The following is a 17221-nucleotide window of genomic DNA, read 5'->3' as shown; positions in this document are numbered from 1 at the left end:
TCATTTCGTATTTTTCTTTCTTCCCTATATAATTAATTTCCTACGGCAATTCATATCAAAATCATTTGAAAAAAGGAGAAATTAAGATGATACGATTTGGGATTATTGGAACCAATACAATTACCACTAAATTCATTGAAGATTCACGTACATTACCAGATTTTTCTCTTACAGCTGTATACTCAAGAACAAAAGACAGAGCGAAGGAATTTGCAAGTAAATATAATGTGGATACTACTTTTACAGACTTAGAATGCATGGCAAAAAGCGATGTAATTGATGCCGTTTATATCGCAAGTCCAAACTTATTTCATGCAGAGCAGGCTATTCTCTTTATGAAACATGGCAAACATGTATTATGTGAAAAACCAATCGCTTCGCATACAAAAGAAGTAGAAAAAATGATTCAAACTGCTAAAAAGCATAATGTCGTTTTAATGGAAGCGTTAAAATCCACGCTTATTCCAAACTTCCAAACCATTCAAGATAACATACATAAGATCGGAAAAGTTAGACGTTATTTTGCAAGTTTCTGCCAATATTCTTCTCGTTATGATGCTTATAAGGAAGGAAAGATTCTAAATGCTTTTAATCCTGCTTTTTCAAACGGCGCATTGATGGATATTGGAGTGTATTGCATTTATCCAATGGTTGTATTATTTGGAGCACCATCTCATGTACAAGCAAATGCCTACCTTCTAGATTCTGGTGTAGATGGAGAAGGTAGCCTTCTATTAAAATATGCTGAGATGGATGCGGTTATTATGTACTCTAAAATAACAAATTCATACGTTCCTTCTGAAATTCAAGGTGAAAACGGTAGCATAATCATCGATAAAATGAGTTCCCCTACAAAAGTTGAAATTCGTTATAGAGACGGTCGTGTTGAAGATATTACAAAATCGCAATCAAATAATACAATGTCCTATGAAACACAAGAATTTATTAGATTGATTCAGCAAAATCAATTAGAGTCCACTGTAAACTCTCATACTGCTTCTATGATTACAATGAAGGTTATGGAAGAAGCTAGAAAACAGATTGGTCTTGTATTTCCAGCCGACTTAAGAAAATAATTTACATATTTAAAAAGGGGGATTCTTCATCTCCCCCTTTTTAAATATGAGATTAATTTTCAGCCGATAGTCTTTAGTTTTTCACCAAAACCCTAAGCTCTTCCTCATATTCCGAAAGTGCCTCATCTAAAATTGTTAAACCCGCATCAATTTGATCTCTGTTTACAGAAAGCGGTGGAATCATTCGAATTACTTCGCTTGCATTTCCACAGAAATAAAATAATACACCTTTTTTCAATGCAATATCTAATATTTTAAATAATCCCTCACCATTAGGTGTCCCTGTTTCTGGGTTAATAATTTCAATTCCGATCATTAATCCAACAGCTCGAATACTTCCAATCATAGAATGTTTTTGTTTTAAGTCATACAACTTTTGAACTGCATAAGCCCCCATTTCTTTAGCATTTTCAATCAACTGTTCTTCTTTCATTACTTCAAGCGTTGCTAATGCCGCTGCACATGCAATTGGATTTCCTCCAAAAGTCGTACCATGCGCTCCTAAAGGCCACTGTTGCATCAACTCTTTTGAAGCAACTGTTGCACTCAGAGGTAATCCTGACGCAATTCCTTTTGCAATTGCCATAATATCCGGTGTTACTCCAAATGTTTGTGCCGCAAACCATTCACCTGTACGACCAAAGCCTGTTTGTACTTCATCAAAGATTAATAGAATACCATGCTGATTACAAATTTCACGAATTTTCTTTAACCATCCTGTTGGCGGAACAACATATCCGCCTTCTCCTAATACCGGCTCTACAATTACACATGCAACTTCTTCTGGTGTAACTTGATGGTTAAACAACATTTCAAAGTCCTTTTCTAGTTTTTCCACACAATGTTGCTCCGGATCAACCCCTTCTGGACAATTTTTTATATTCGCATATGGAATTTGATACGTTAGCCCATTAGGCTGCATAAACTTACGATATTTACTTTTTGAAGTTGTTACACTTAATGATCCCATTGACCTCCCATGAAAACATCCTAAAAAAGAAACAACATAAGGCCTTTTCGTCACATATTTTGCTAACTTAATTGCTCCTTCAATCGCTTCTGTACCACTATTTGCAAAGAAGAAACAATCTAGCTTAGGTGGTAATACCGTACTGAGTTCTTCCGCAAGACGTAAAATTGATTCATACATAATCACTCCGGATGGACCATGAGTCAGATTATCAGCACTATCCTTAATTGCTTGTACAACTTTTGGATGACGATGTCCGACATTCGTCGTTGCAATACCTGATGTGAAATCAAGATATTTCTTTCCATCTAGTCCAAAATAGTAACATCCTTCTTCTTTCACAACCGGTAAATTTGGATGATCTTTTGCCATACTCGGTGCTAGTAATTGCGGCATTCTTTCAATTAAATGATTCCAGTTTGTATTCATTTTGAATTCCTCCTTATTATTGTGCATCATTTTCCCATCGTGTATAAAAATCATTGATTCATTTTTTTATGCATCTATATCTACATTGGTATGCTGTTCTTTCCACTCCTCATATTTTTCAAATTCCGGAGACGTTAAATATGAAATGATGACAATTGATAAGATACTACACGCCATTCCATATAAAATTGGATCTGTAGCCGAAAGTCCTTGCACGATTAACCCCCCTATCGTTACGGTTGCACTTAAAATAATCGAATAAAAGGCAGCTTTATCTGTTACACGTTTCCAAAACAACCCTAAAATAATCGGAAAGAACACTGAACCAGATAAAATTGCATACGCAACATCTAATGCTACAATAACGTCCTGAATCCAGATAGCACTTATTATTACAAATATTCCAACAATTAAGGTTACGATTCTCGACATTCGAATCATTGCCTTCTCACTCAATTCCTTAGATGAAGTCCCTTTTATGATGTCATTCACTATCAACGTTGAAGATGCTAATAATGTCGCCGAAGCTGTCGACATTAGAGCTGAAACAACACTTGCAATAACAATCCCTAATAAGCCTGCTGGCAAAATTGTAATTGCCATTGTTATAAACGCACTTTGTGGATCACTTAAATTCGGGAAAACTACAGCCGCACACATACCAATTACACTGATTGCAACCGCATACAAAAGACAATATACCCCAGCACCAATCGTACCTTTTTTCGCAATTCCCACAGTCTTTGCCGTGAAAATTCGCTGCCATATGTCTTGCCCAATTAGTACTCCTAAACAATATAAGAGAAAGTACGAGAAAATCTTATCTCCGCCAATATTAGCGATTTCAAAATACCCATGCGGTAATGTTTCTTGCAAAACAGCCCATCCTCCGGCCTTTTGTAAACTAAGAGGCAACATGATTGCAAATACTCCAATTGTCATTACAATAAACTGAAATATATCGGTCATCGTTACAGACCACATTCCGCCAAGTAGTGTATACATAACAACTACACTACCACCTAATAACATACAAAGTTTAATATCCCATCCCAGTAGTACATTCAATATCGTTCCCATTCCAATTACTTGCGTGACAGTGATCATCGTTACGTATATAAAAGTAATCAATGAAGTAATCAGTCTTGTTTGCGAATTAAAACGTAATCCCAGTAATTCACTGATTGTAATAATTTTAAATCTCGCTACTTTTTTAACTAAAAATATTCCTAATAAAATAATTCCAATACCAATCATCGCAACAAGCCATATCCCTGAAATACCAAATTCATACCCTAACCTTGCTGTTCCGATTGTGGATGCCCCACCAAGGATTACTGCCGCTAGACAAGCAAGATACATTACTAAACCTAAACTCCGGCCAGCAACCATAAAATCTTCAGATGTTTTGGCTTTCCTTGCCCCTATGAAACCAATACCAATAATAATTATAAAATAACCAACCATTAGCAATATATCTACTGTATTCATAACATCCTCCTTTTCAATACATATTATTTTAGTCTTACTACATTACGTCGTTTTTGCATCGCTACAAGAGTAATCATTTCATATGCAATGCTTGATGCTGCAATTGCCGTAATTTCTCCGCTATCATACGCAGGCAACACTTCTACTAAATCGAATCCAACAATATGTAATCCATCTAACCCTTGCACAAGTTCCACTGCTTCAATCGTTGTAGGCCCACCAATTTCAGGCGTTCCCGTTCCAGGTGCATATGCAGGATCTATAAAATCAATATCAAATGAAACGAAGGTTACTGCATCCTTTACTCGTTCATGAATTCTCCGTAACACTTCTGTATATCCAATTTTCCGCACTTCTCTCATTGGAATCACTTCAAAACCTAAACTTCTTGCATCCTCTATATCATTTGGCCCATACAAAGGACCACGTATCCCTATTTGAATAGAATGCTCGACATTAATAAGGCCTTCTTCAACCGCCCGCCGAAATGGAGTTCCATGCATATATTTTTCTCCGTAGTAATGATCCCATGTATCACTATGAGAATCAAAATGAACAAGAGCTATAGGGCCGAATTGCTTTGCGAATGCTCTTAAATTTCCTAATGAAATAGAATGATCTCCACCTAATATAATAGGTACAATCCTTTTTTCTAATAATGGTGTTAAACCTTCTACGATGTTGTCATATGTGCGATGAATATTGCTAGGTACAATATCTAAATCTCCATAGTCTACACCTGAACAATAATCAAAAATATCAATCGCTTGATCTGGATTATATGGACGTAGTAAACTCGAAAAATTCCTGATATGATTCGGTCCTAAACGCGCTCCCACACGATACGACTGTGCAGTATCAAAAGGAATTCCTAACACTGCAAAATCTACATTTTCAGTCGTATTTTTTTGTTCTAGTCTCATAAATGTTTTCACTCCACAAAAACGAGGCGACATAGCAGAATCTTTAGGCTTATACATCTTCTCACTCCTACAAATTATTTTTCTGTTACTTTAAATAAAACGATTCTTCCATTAACGGGATATTCTTCACCTCATACTAATAAGGTTGACCTTATCAATTTATCCCCTACTTATTTCCCTTTTTCTTTTATCGAATTTTAAATCATTGAAAATAAGTACTCCTATATAGAAGGTAAATTTTCTCCTCCTTTGTACTGTTTATATATGCAAATAGTATGCCAATTTTAAAATCAAGAAAAAGATGGAGAAAAATACTTCCCCCATCTTCTCGCCATTCATAACTTCAATTTATCTTATACTTCTTCAACTTTCTTACTACAGAAGGCTGACTTATCGCTAAATTCTCTGCTATTTTCACAGTCGTCTTATATTGTTTCTTAGCATCCAATAACACTTGTTTCTCTACCTTTTCTAGTATTTCTGTAAGGGTTTGAGGCGAATTTACAACGAATTCATCACTAGGAGTAGCTTTATAGTAATCTGGTATATTTTCAATGGTAATTAACTTTGAATATGATGTAATCACGAGCCGTTCTATTATATTCATTAATTCTCTTACATTACCTTTCCAGTTTTGTTGTAATAAAATTTGTATAACAGCTTGATCTAATTCCCTCTCCCTTTTATATTGAGTACAGAATTTATTCAAAAATAAATATATCAAATTCATAATATCTTTAGGTCGCTCACGTAGTGGAGGGATCAAAATTGGTACAACAACTAAACGAAAGTATAAATCTTGTCTAAATTTTTTAGTCGCTACCAACTCTTCTAAATCACGATTTGTCGCGACAATAAGACGAAAATCCGCCTTTTTAAGCTTTGTTCCACCCACTCGATAAAATTGCCTTTCTTCAATTAACTTAAGAAGTTTTACTTGTTGGTCAAGTGAAAGCTCCCCTACTTCATCAAGAAACAACGTTCCCCCGTGAGCTAGTTCTGCAAATCCAAGTTTCCCGTTTTTTTTCGCTCCTGTAAAAGAGCCTGCTTCATACCCAAAGAATTCAGCCTCAAATAAAGACTCAGGTATAGCAGCACAATTCACTTCAATAAAGGGCCCATATTTTCTCGGGCTCTTATCATGAATATAACGAGCAATAGCTGTTTTCCCTACTCCTGATTCCCCAAGCAGAACTGTATTTACATCCACTTCTGAAACTTGATGTACCGTCTCCATTGTTTTATACATTGCAGGGTCATCAGCAATTAACCCTACTGATATAATTTTTTCACGTAATGCAAGTTGAGCTTCCTCTTTCACACGCTCCAGTTCCTCTTGCATATGATCTAAATATTTCTGAATTTCTATCAAATCCGAAACATCATAAGAATAACTTACAACCCGATACACTTCTCCTTCCTCATCAAATAAAGGTATGCCTGTTACTAGCAATTTATTTCCTGTCTTTGTAAGCTGAACAACTGTAATTTTCTCTTTTTTCTGTATAATTAACGGCGTTACAATTGGCGTAATAATGCCCGTTCTTTCCAATTCATAAATAGAAGCACCGATTAAACTTTCATACTCAATTCCATATCTATCAGCAGTAAATTGTGTCGCTTTTAAAATCGTTCCATTTACATCTGTTACAATCAAATCATCCATTAAAGATTCTAATATCGTTTCTGTTTCAGAAATAAATTCTGTATATAACAAATTTTTCACCATCCTATAAACAAAGAAAATTCAGTCTATTTATTAATGAATAGTTTATTTGATTTTGTATAGATATGTAAAGCATAAATTATGCCTCATATTGTTTTTCTATTACTTCATACAACAAGAAAAAACCCCAGTTTCAATTGCATAACTGGGTTTTTTTACAATACATACTTTATCTACTTTCAACTTCAACCGAAACAATGTGATCAATTTCTTTTAATGAACTATATAATTCAGTTGTATATAAGTCTTCAGGTGCTAATATAACCATTTCTAATTGCTGAGACTCACTGTCAATATCTTTAATTTTCACGCGCTTCACTTGCATGTTTAAGTTTTTAATTTGTTTAAAAATACCATCTAATTCTCGATGCTCTTTTACGATAATTTTAATTGCTAAATCCTTTTGTCTTAAAGAATAAGGGCCAGCTATTTTAACAAGGTGTGGCAATACATTTATAGCTAATATAATGAGAACCATTGCAACTGTTGCTTGTATATAAAAACCTGCTCCAATTGCAATCCCTAAAGCAGATGCTGCCCAAACCATTGATGCCGTTGTTAATCCTGAAATCACATCATTATTTCTTCTTAAAATTACACCCGCTCCAAGGAAACCAACTCCACTCACAATTTGAGCCGCTAAACGCATTGGATCCATATTGGTATGTCCTGGTGAAGAGTAAACATTAACTGATTCAATTGAAACTATCGTAATTAAACAACTCGCTACAGAAATGACCATACTTGTTTTCACACCAAGTGGTTTATTCTTTAGCTGCCTGTCTATTCCTATAAATAAGCCTAGAAAAAGTGCCAAACCTAATTTGAGTAAAAATTCATATGTCATTTTTCATTCTCCTTACTTATATGATGTTCAACATTTTTGTTCTTAAACATCATTTTTTTCCTTTAAATATTAAACTATAACTCTTTTAGCACTTCAATTCCAGTCTTTTCTATTCCTACAAGTAAAAAAGTCGAAAAACATAGAAATACATGTTTTTCGACCTTTTAGTCTTAATTTACTTAAATCTTTTCAATCTAGCACTTTTTTACAACCAAGCTTACCTAAAGTTACATACTACTTATATTAGAAAATATTATGTACTTTATTTTTATTCCTTAACCTTAATTTTTGCTTCTTTATAGAATGCTAGTTTTCCTTCGTTATACTCTTTTGTATATCCGTTAAATTTCTCTTTTTCTTTTTTCATTCCTTCCGTTAATGTATTTACTTCTTTCACTTTCTCGCTAATTTCTTTTAACTTTGTTTCTTTTACTTTTAATTTCGCATAAAGCTCTTTTTCAATCGCCATTGATTTCACATAACTTTCGTTCATTTTTTGAAAAGCATCATAACGATTTTTATAAGCTTCTTCTACTTTTTTCGCTTGTTTTTGTATTTTTTTATCTTCAATTTTCTCTACATTACTTTGAACTGATTTTGTTTCTTTCTGTGCTTTCTCTAATGCCTCTTTTTCACTTTTTAATACTTTTTCACGCTCGTCCACATTTGAGACTGCTTGATCTAGTTTTTGTGCAACCGCCTCATTATGCTCTTTTCCTTCTGTTATAATTTGAGTATATAATTCTTGTCCTTGTTTTTCCAACACTTCTAATTTTTTCGCATCTTCAAACAACGACTTCTCTTGTTTAGCTGCATTTTCAAATGCAACAAATAAATTTTCTTCTGGTTTTTCACCAAAGCAACCTGATAATAGTCCTACTGACATTGCTCCAACTAGTGCTAATTTTCTATAAGCCAACTTCTTTTCCCCCTATGTTACATACGTTTATCATGCCAAAAATTCAATGGGAAGTGATCACTTTCATGATATGCTTCAAACTCATAACCTTTTTCTTTTAAACCTTTTATAATTGCCGGTACTGCTGCAACAGATTGCGGATGAATATCATGCATTAAGATAACTTCTTTAGGATTCGTTGCACCTGCAAGTACATTTTCAACAATCTTTGCTGAAGCAGCATCAACAGGCATTTTATTGTATTTCCAATCTAGAGAGTCAATCGTCCAATCCCAAACTTTAAAGCCACCTTCTACAACTTTATTACGAAGTGCTTCATTTAAACCAGGCATAGAACCGTATGGAGGACGTGTTAATTTGGGAGATTCTCCAATAATATTTGCTATTAACCCTTGATCTTCTTTCATTTCATTTACATACTCGCCACTTGTATACAATTTTTTAAAATCATGTGTCATACTATGCATACCTACATAATGGCCTTCTGTTTTCTCACGTTTTACTAAATCTGAAAACTGTTTTACATTTGCACCAATTAAGAAGAATGTTGCTTTCGCATCATTTTGTTTTAATATATCTAACAGTTCAGCTGTATATTTTCCTGGTCCATCATCAAATGTAAGATAAGCCACTTTTCTCACTTGCCCATTAAATTGAGTTGGTGCTATTTTATTCATCTCCACTTTTGACTGTTCGCTTGCAAGTTGTATTGAATTCACTTGATTTGCTACTGCTCTCGCCGGTGATGTAATGGATTGAAACATAAAATACCCAACTGCGATCGCAATAATAGCCACGATTGTAACTATTATGCTTTTTACATTAAATACATTTCCCATTCTATGAAATTCCTTCCCTTCTATTATTCTTATATAATTCTTCCATGCATAGTATATATATATCTATTTTACTATATATGTAAACATTTTTAAATAACTACAATGGTATTTTAATCTATTTAATATATAGAAAAAGGTTGGCTAGACGCCAACCTTTTTCACTTAGTTTCGAACTGCTTTTGGCGTAATACCTAGATGTTCATTTAACTTTTTAGAGATATCTTGCACATTTTTTTCGTTTGGAATGTAGTAATAAATCCCACCCATACGTTTATCTGTGCCTTCTACTTGAATTTTCTCCATTTGCAAATCAGTTCCAGCCATATTTCTTGTAACAGAAAGCATATCATCAAATGTTAAGTTTGTTTTCATATTACTATCAACTGCATCTAAAAGAGAACCTAATTTACTAATGGATTGAACAGACATTGCTTTTTTCGCAATTGCTTCAATAACAATTTGTTGTCTTTGACCACGCATTGCATCACTATCAATTTTACGTGTTCTTGCCAACGCTAGAGCCTGCTCTCCATTTAAATGTTGATAACCTTTTTCTAAATGAATCATACCTGCTTGGTCTTTACTATCTTGTTCTGTAAATGTAACTGGTACATCCACATCAATACCACCAAGGGAATCTACAATTTTCACGAAAGAATCAAAATTAAATTTCACATAGTAGTCAACCGGAACATTTAAAAATCTCTCAACTGTGTCCCGCGTACTTTCAACTCCTCCAAATACATGAGCGTGCGTAATTTTATCCATTTTCTTTTTCGATGGGATATACACACGAGAATCACGCGGAATACTTACTAATTTTACTGATTTATCATCTTTATTGATTGTCGCTAATAGTAGTGCATCCGTACGAACAGCTTCTCCATATTGCCCTTTTCGAATATCACTTCCATCAACACCCATAATTAAAACAGAAATATTATCTTTTAATGGTTCAACCTCTTTATCGCGTTTAGCCGATTTTTCTATTTGTGCATACGCATCACTTACAACTGCTTTTGCTTTATTATATAAAAATGAACCATATCCTACTCCTCCAAAAATGAGCAGTAAAAACGGAATCAAAATGAACCATTTCACAGATTTTCTTTTAGAACGTTTCTTTTTACTTCTTGTATTTTGTTCTAATTCAGAGCTCATGTTCATTCTCCTCTCTTTCTCTTTTCCTAGTATACTCCATGTTTATCAATCTTCATATTGAATTTCATTTCATTCTCCTTACATTTTTGTAAGGTTTCATTGTAAAGAAGTAAAATCAATATGTATTTCATTTCACATTATACTCTCGTGTTTTATTTTAACAATACGTCAAATGACATTTACAAAAATTCACATTTTTATTTTCTACATTTATATTTTACTTTTCATTCACTTCAGGTTTATAAAGCATTCGCTCGCCTTCGACAAAAATAACAGCCGATTTCGCTTGTACTGTTGTACCTTCTGTTTTCATATCTTGATTAGAAAAGTTTACAATTACTTTTATGTCCTTTCCATAAGAAGCTGTTTGCACAAGCTTGTCTTTTGAAAGATATGCAAAGTTCGTCATCTCTTCTTTTACTGCTTTTTTATGGAATGTTTCCCATGTTTTTAAATGATGCGTAATTTCATTTTTATGCTTCTTCCATTCCACTTCATCTAAGTGATATAAAGGCGGAACGTTATATAATAGTTCATATAACATACGATTTCCGACTTCACCTTTCACCTTCAAGCTACCCCATTCCCAATGATGAGTTGTAATGACAGAGTCATTGTACACTAATTTATATAAAGGTATTGAATACACGGGATTTAAGTATACTTGCTTATACTCTTCTTTCACTGGCACTTGTTTTGCGTACTTTTCTGGAACGTTTTGATTTGGTGACCAGTAACCTCCAACATAATATGGACTTGTCTTATTTTTTCTCATATCTTCATCGGCCCATTTAATAACAGGTGTTTCAATACCATGTGCAAAAGCGATCACTTGACTTGCAAAATCATTTCCACCTTCAGAACCAACAACCATACCTTTTTCTTTCGCGATGTAATCCATCCGTTCTATACGTGCTTTTAAGTCTTGTTCTTGCGTTGTAATATGTTTTGGAGAATAATCATCATAAATCTCCCCTGTCGCATCACAATCAATAAACCATGAATTATATGGAGTACCACTGTTTAATATGCCACTGACCCGTTCTTTCACACTAGGCAAGGACAATGTCGGATTTAATTTACGACCTCTCCCTAGAAATCCTTGTATTTTCTCTCCATTCTTTTTCGCAATCGTTGCATCTTCAAAAAGAGAAGGGTCTTTAAAAGAAGCGGTATTCCAATTTTTATCCCCTTTTTCATGTATCGAATGATAAGAATCATATGGACCAACTAAATATCCCATTTTCTCAGCTTGCTTCACAAATTCTGGTTGAATGAATCCTTGCTCCCAGTTCGGCATTCCAACCCATGCATGATTAATACCAGCTTCATTCATTTCTTTTAAAACATCCGTACCATCTGCACTCCCCCATTTCTCAACATCCTCAACTGCGTCACCAAGTGCCGATTTTAATAAATGTTTATTTAAGCGATACAATTCCGTTTCAGTTAAGTGATCTACGCTTTTTTTCAACAATCGTTTTGCTTCATCATCAATTTCCAGAAAAATATCTTCTTTGTAAAACTCCTTCATTACTAACACTTCATTTATATAACGCAAAACAACATTCTTTTGATACTTATCAATAAAATCTTGCTTATTAATTTGATCAAACACATTCAATTCGTCAGGCTCTTTGCTATATTTTTGAATTAGTTCTTTTATCCATCCAAATATAGGACTATTGATTTGTTGTCTTAATGCTGGCCAATCTACATTACTTTGCGCTAAAGCATTTTGATTCCAAAAATAAAAATGCGCTGCTCCGTATAACTTTTCAATTTCTTTATTTTGTTTTGCTTTCTCTTGTAATGTTTTAAATTCACCTTTCTCTACAATATTCTTCTTATATAATTTCGCAATATTTACTGCATCATTATCAGTCACATACAGTTGAAAACCGTACGATTTATTTTTGTTAATACTCGGAAATTCATGAGTAAAATCAAATCCAATTTTCGGATCAGTATGAAATTGCACTTCATTATTAAACATATTGTTTGCAACAAATACCGTGGAATATTTCGAACCATTTAACGCAAAAAATTTCATTGAAAATGACTCCGCAAATGAATACGTTTCATCCTTTAAGAATTTCTTCCAATTCTCATCATCGCTCGGAATATACTTACCTTCCCATAAAGGAAGTGTATAATTTTCAGCTTGTACTTTTGGCCAAGTAAAGCTTTCTGCACCTGTAGATTTAATCTCAATATTCACATGATCTTTTTTCTTTTCTAAATTCACTTTCACCTTCTGATCTGGATATTCCCACGATGTATGTGTATCATCTTTTTTCAATTTTGATACTTTCATTTTCGGTAAAGGCTGTGATGCTTGTTCCTTCACTCCATCATGCTCAACTGTTAAAGCAAACGTTTCTGGATTCACCTCATACGTAAAATCTTTATATGTTACTTTTTTTGTTTTGAATTCATGTGAAACATTTTTTTGTTTCCAATCGCATCCCGTCAAAGTCGTAATTGTCATTGTTGTAAGAAGACATACTGTCATCATTTTTTTCATCTTCTGCACCTCCACCACTGAATATACAGGTGGTTTGTTACAGGAATGTGGCAATGCGAAATAATAAAGAAATCATTATAGATAAGAACATGATTCATTATAAAAAGCTCCAGTATTCCAATGAGCATAGCAAAAGGGTACAGACTTAATCTTTTAGATTAAGTCTGTACCCTTTTGCTTTCGTACTTTATTTTCTCACTGATAAACCTGCACTTTCCTCTCTTTTCACAACCGTTCCTTCATGATTAATTTCTAACTGACAAGCTTGCATAGCCGGAAATACTTTTGCTAATTGCACAGCAATTTCCTGACGTTTTTCATAGGGAGTCAGAATAAAAACTGCTGGTCCAGCACCACTAAGCGAAGTTCCATATGCTCCAATTTTTTTTGCATACTGGCGGATTTCTGGTAATAAAGGAATAAGCTTTGAACGATATGGTTCATGAAACAGATCCCTTTCCATCATTTCACCAACAATTCCCCATTTCTTTTGGCATAAAGCTGCCACTAATACGTTACTTACCGCGCTAGCACGAACTGCATCATGAAAATGAAATGTCTCTGGTAATACAGAACGACTTTTATTTGTATTTAATTCTTCATCAGGAATAAGAGAGATTACACCTAATTCTTTACTCTCTATTCTAACAACAGATACATGATCCCCATCTATCGCTCCAATAACAGTACCTCCTAAAATAGAAGCAGCTACATTATCAGGGTGCCCCTCGAAATTCGTAGCAAGGTGAATCTTTTCATCTGTTGTTAAATGTAATTCCCCAAGTTGATTTGCAAGTTCTATTCCCGCTACAATGGCTGATGCACTACTACCTAATCCTCGCGCGAGTGGAATATTACTAGTAGCTTCTATTATATGCGGAGATAAAGAAGGACATACTTTAAGTGCCGTACTTACAATTAAATTTCTTTCATCATTCGGGATTGAAGAATCAAATGAATGTGCAACATGCCAATGAGTTGATTTTTCTTTCACAGCTACTTCTAAATATAATGATAACGCTATTCCAACAGAGTCGAAACCAGGACCTACATTTGCTGTACTAGCTGGAACACGAACTTTAAATGGAATCACGAAACAATCACTCCTTTAATATGTTCTTTTATTTGTTCCATATCATTTGAAACACTTGCAATCTCCAAATGATTAGAAGCAATGGCAATGTCAGGATCTTTTAAACCATTTCCTGTTAACACAGCAACAACTGTCTCTCCCTTACGAATCTTTCCTGCTTGAACATGTTTGATTACACCTGCCAAAGAAGCATTTGACCCTGGTTCTGCGAAAACTCCCTCTGTTTTCGCTAACAAACGATAAGCATGTAAGATTTCTTCATCTGTCACCATATCAATTTCACCATTTGATTGTTCCGCTGCTTCTACAGCATATGACCAGCTTGCTGGATTACCAATGCGAATCGCAGTTGCGACTGTTTCTGGTGAATCAATGACGTGACCTTTAACAATTGCAGCTGCTCCCTCTGCTTCAAAACCATGAATTCTTGGCTTTTTAAATCCCTTCTCTTTTTCATACTCACAAAAACCTTTCCAATACGCTGTAATATTTCCAGCATTTCCAACTGGAATAGCAAGAACATCTGGTGCTTTTTGCAACTGATCACAAATTTCAAACGCAGCTGTTTTTTGACCTTCAATTCGATATGGATTCACCGAGTTTACTAATGTAATCGGCTCTTCTGCCGCGATTTGGCGTACAGCTCGAAGTGCATCATCAAAGTTTCCTTCTATTGAAATAATCTCTGCTCCATATGCGACTGCTTGCGCTAACTTTCCGTGAGCAATTTTCCCTTCTGGTATAACAATAATACACTTCATCCCAAGGCGAGCGGCATATGCCGCTGCCGATGCTGATGTATTTCCTGTTGAAGCACAAATGATTGCTTGTGATCCTTCTTCTTTTGCCTTCGCTACAGCCATTACCATTCCTCTATCTTTAAAGGATCCTGTTGGATTAGCACCTTCATATTTTCCATATAAATGAATTCCTAATTCTTTAGAAATATTTAGAAGTGGAATAAGTGGTGTATTTCCTTCCATCAAGCTGACATCTGGTGTGTGATCATTCACTGGTAAATAAGAAGCGTATTGCTTTAATAATCCTTTATACATATTGTTTCTCCTCCTCAATAGCGTAATAACTCTTTATTTCATTCGCTACACTCTCTATTGACGCTAAAACTTTTTCAAACTGATATTTTGAAGTTTGATGAGTCACAATTACAATTTCCGCAAGCTCTTGATTTAGTGGTAATTGCATAATTTCTTCTAGGCTAATCGACTCATTAACAAAACATTCTGTGATTTTTTGAAACATTCCTGGTTCATCCCATAGTAAAATACGTAAAAAGTATTTCGAAACAACTTCTTCATCTTGTTTTAATGTATAAGGTACTGACTCTTTTCGTACATCTTGACTTTTCATTACTTGATTCATATTTTTAACGATTGAAATAATATCACTTACTACTGCAGATCCTGTTGGTAATTTCCCAGCCCCTGGTCCATAAAACATCACTTCTCCAACAGCATGACCGTGTACATATACAGCGTTAAATTCGTTGTTCACATTAGATAGTGGGTGATGGCTCGGTAATAAAGTAGGCGCTACACTTAAGTTAATAGCCGAACCTTGCTTCTCTGCTTTCCCAACCAGTTTCATAGTAAAACCTAATTTCTTAGCCATTTCTAAATCTTCTTTTTCTACATTTCGAATACCTCGAACACGTACATCATCTAAAGAAACATTCATCGAAAATCCTAAGTTTGCTAGAATAGCCACCTTTCGCGCAGCATCTAGTCCATCTACATCTGCTGACGGATCTGATTCTGCAAAGCCTAACTTTTGCGCTTCTTGTAGTGCCTGTTCATATGACCAGCCATTTTGACTCATTTTTGTTAATATATAATTTGTTGTACCATTTACAATTCCCATAATCTTTTCAATATGATCAGAAGCTAAGCCGTCTGCTAGTCCTCTTAAAATTGGAATTCCTCCAGCTACGCTTGCTTCATAATACAACTGACAGCCATTTTCATTTGCTAATTTTAATAATTCATTCCCATATACAGCCATTAAATCTTTGTTTGCAGTTACGACATGTTTTTTATTACGTAACGCCCTGACAATAGCCTGTTTTGCTTCTTGAATTCCGCCCATCACTTCTACTACGATATCAATATTGGGATCTTCTAAAATTTCATTTGCATCACTTGTTATCCTTATTCCATCAATTGAAACATCACGTTCTTTTTCCACATCACGTACTGCCACCGCTTTTACTTTTACTTTATATCCTGTATCAAGACTAATTTTCTCCTTGTGATCTTCCAAAATATGAACGACACCGCTCCCTACAGTTCCAAGCCCTAATACTCCAATATGTATTACATTTCCCATTTTTAAATCTCCTCCTATTTTTTAAAATACTTGATAATTAACTTTTTCCTATTTGCGCAGTCAATGGTGGTTCTCGTTCGAATCAATTGTTTCACTCCAACCGCACCTCCTTTCAATTCAGCAATAAATTTTATAAAAAAAAACACACTCATCCCTAAAAAAGGGACGAATGTGTTTTCGTGGTTCCACCCTTGTTCCAATTCAAATATACTTTCATTTTGAATTGCTCAAGTTCAGATAACGGCTGAGACCGCCAATAATTACTAGATTACTCGTTCACTACCGGAGTTCAAAGGTGGTAAGATTATTTCTCGTGTTAGGAAGCTCACAGCCCTTGGCTTCCCTCTCTGTAAACCGTAAAAATAATCTCATGTCCTTATCATTACTTTTCGTTCATGTCTATTTGTTTATTCATTATACGCACATAAGCTACAAAATCAAGAAGTATTTTTATTTTTCTAAATCTTCAAAATTGAATTCCATAAAAAAACACACTCATCCCTAGTAAAGGGACGAATGTGTTTTTCGTGGTTCCACCCTTGTTCCAATCCAAATATACCACTCATTTTGGATTGCTCAAGATCAGGTAACGGCTGAGACCGCCAATAATTACTAGATTACTCGTTCACTACCGGAGTTCAAAGGTGGTAAGATTATTTCTCGTGTTAGGAAGCTCACAGCCTTTGGCTTCCCTCTCTGTAAACCGTAAAAATAATCTCGTGTCCTTATCATTACTTTTCGTTCATGTCTATTTGTTAAATTATTATAATTACGACAATTCAAAAAAGCAAGCCCGTTTTTAAGAAAGACATTTATATATTCTTTTCTCCACAAGATAATTACACTTTTATATTTTATTTTAAGATAGTAATTCAGA

13 protein-coding genes and 2 other annotated features are annotated in these 17221 nt (G+C 34.6%); of the genes, 1 reads left to right on the top strand and 12 read right to left on the bottom strand.

From position 1 onward, the window contains the following. Window positions 1–86 precede the first annotated feature (86 nt). Window positions 87–1076 carry a Gfo/Idh/MocA family protein gene (locus tag LOK41_RS05130; RefSeq protein WP_241815546.1) on the top strand — a complete coding sequence of 330 codons (990 nt, stop codon included), beginning with the start codon at window positions 87–89 and terminating at the stop codon, window positions 1074–1076. A 73-nt stretch (window positions 1077–1149) separates the two neighbouring features. On the opposite strand, the gene LOK41_RS05125 is transcribed toward LOK41_RS05130, so the two are convergent. The 12 genes from LOK41_RS05125 to LOK41_RS05070 form a co-directional block, all read right to left on the bottom strand. Beyond that, window positions 1150–2475, bottom strand: a complete 1326-nt coding sequence (locus LOK41_RS05125; RefSeq protein ID WP_241815545.1) for an aspartate aminotransferase family protein — start codon at window positions 2473–2475, stop codon at window positions 1150–1152. 66 nt (window positions 2476–2541) lie between these two features. Continuing rightward, window positions 2542–3966: a sodium:solute symporter family protein gene (locus LOK41_RS05120; protein ID WP_241815544.1), complete on the bottom strand. Its 1425-nt coding sequence runs from the start codon at window positions 3964–3966 to the stop codon at window positions 2542–2544. Window positions 3967–3989: 23 nt separating this feature from the next. Beyond that, window positions 3990–4946, bottom strand: a complete 957-nt coding sequence (speB, locus tag LOK41_RS05115) for an agmatinase (protein ID WP_241815543.1) — start codon at window positions 4944–4946, stop codon at window positions 3990–3992. 286 nt (window positions 4947–5232) lie between these two features. Continuing rightward, window positions 5233–6606 carry a sigma-54 interaction domain-containing protein gene (locus LOK41_RS05110; protein ID WP_241815542.1) on the bottom strand — a complete coding sequence of 458 codons (1374 nt, stop codon included), beginning with the start codon at window positions 6604–6606 and terminating at the stop codon, window positions 5233–5235. Window positions 6607–6784: 178 nt separating this feature from the next. Further along, window positions 6785–7462 carry an MgtC/SapB family protein gene (locus tag LOK41_RS05105; RefSeq protein ID WP_174102502.1) on the bottom strand — a complete coding sequence of 226 codons (678 nt, stop codon included), beginning with the start codon at window positions 7460–7462 and terminating at the stop codon, window positions 6785–6787. Window positions 7463–7730: 268 nt separating this feature from the next. Then, window positions 7731–8381 carry a YkyA family protein gene (locus LOK41_RS05100; RefSeq protein ID WP_241815541.1) on the bottom strand — a complete coding sequence of 217 codons (651 nt, stop codon included), beginning with the start codon at window positions 8379–8381 and terminating at the stop codon, window positions 7731–7733. Window positions 8382–8398: 17 nt separating this feature from the next. After that, window positions 8399–9220, bottom strand: a complete 822-nt coding sequence (locus tag LOK41_RS05095) for a peptidoglycan-N-acetylglucosamine deacetylase (RefSeq protein ID WP_241815540.1) — start codon at window positions 9218–9220, stop codon at window positions 8399–8401. Window positions 9221–9382: 162 nt separating this feature from the next. Continuing rightward, on the bottom strand, window positions 9383–10381 hold the full coding sequence (locus tag LOK41_RS05090; RefSeq protein WP_241815539.1) for an LCP family protein: 999 nt from the start codon (window positions 10379–10381) through the stop codon (window positions 9383–9385). 217 nt (window positions 10382–10598) lie between these two features. Next, the gene (locus LOK41_RS05085) at window positions 10599–12908 is read right to left on the bottom strand and encodes a glycoside hydrolase (protein WP_241815538.1); all 2310 of its coding nucleotides are present in this window, start codon (window positions 12906–12908) and stop codon (window positions 10599–10601) included. Window positions 12909–13095: 187 nt separating this feature from the next. Further along, window positions 13096–14001: a homoserine kinase gene (gene thrB, locus LOK41_RS05080; RefSeq protein ID WP_241815537.1), complete on the bottom strand. Its 906-nt coding sequence runs from the start codon at window positions 13999–14001 to the stop codon at window positions 13096–13098. Next, window positions 13998–15056 (bottom strand): threonine synthase, encoded by a 1059-nt coding sequence (gene thrC / locus LOK41_RS05075; protein WP_241815536.1) that lies wholly within the window; start codon window positions 15054–15056, stop codon window positions 13998–14000. Before thrC ends, thrB begins: the two co-directional genes overlap by 4 nt. After that, a complete protein-coding gene (locus LOK41_RS05070; protein WP_241815535.1) occupies window positions 15049–16344 on the bottom strand; it encodes a homoserine dehydrogenase in 1296 nt (431 codons plus the stop codon). Before LOK41_RS05070 ends, thrC begins: the two co-directional genes overlap by 8 nt. 158 nt (window positions 16345–16502) lie before the next feature. Continuing rightward, window positions 16503–16736, bottom strand: a binding site (T-box leader). 113 nt (window positions 16737–16849) lie between these two features. Continuing rightward, window positions 16850–17085, bottom strand: a binding site (T-box leader). Window positions 17086–17221: the final 136 nt, after the last annotated feature.

This window comes from Bacillus sp. TL12 (assembly GCF_022625245.1).
Classification (GTDB): Bacteria; Bacillota; Bacilli; order Bacillales; family Bacillaceae_G; genus Bacillus_A.
The sequence above is the reverse complement of the archived record's forward strand: the minus strand, read 5'-3'. Positions and strand labels throughout refer to the sequence as shown.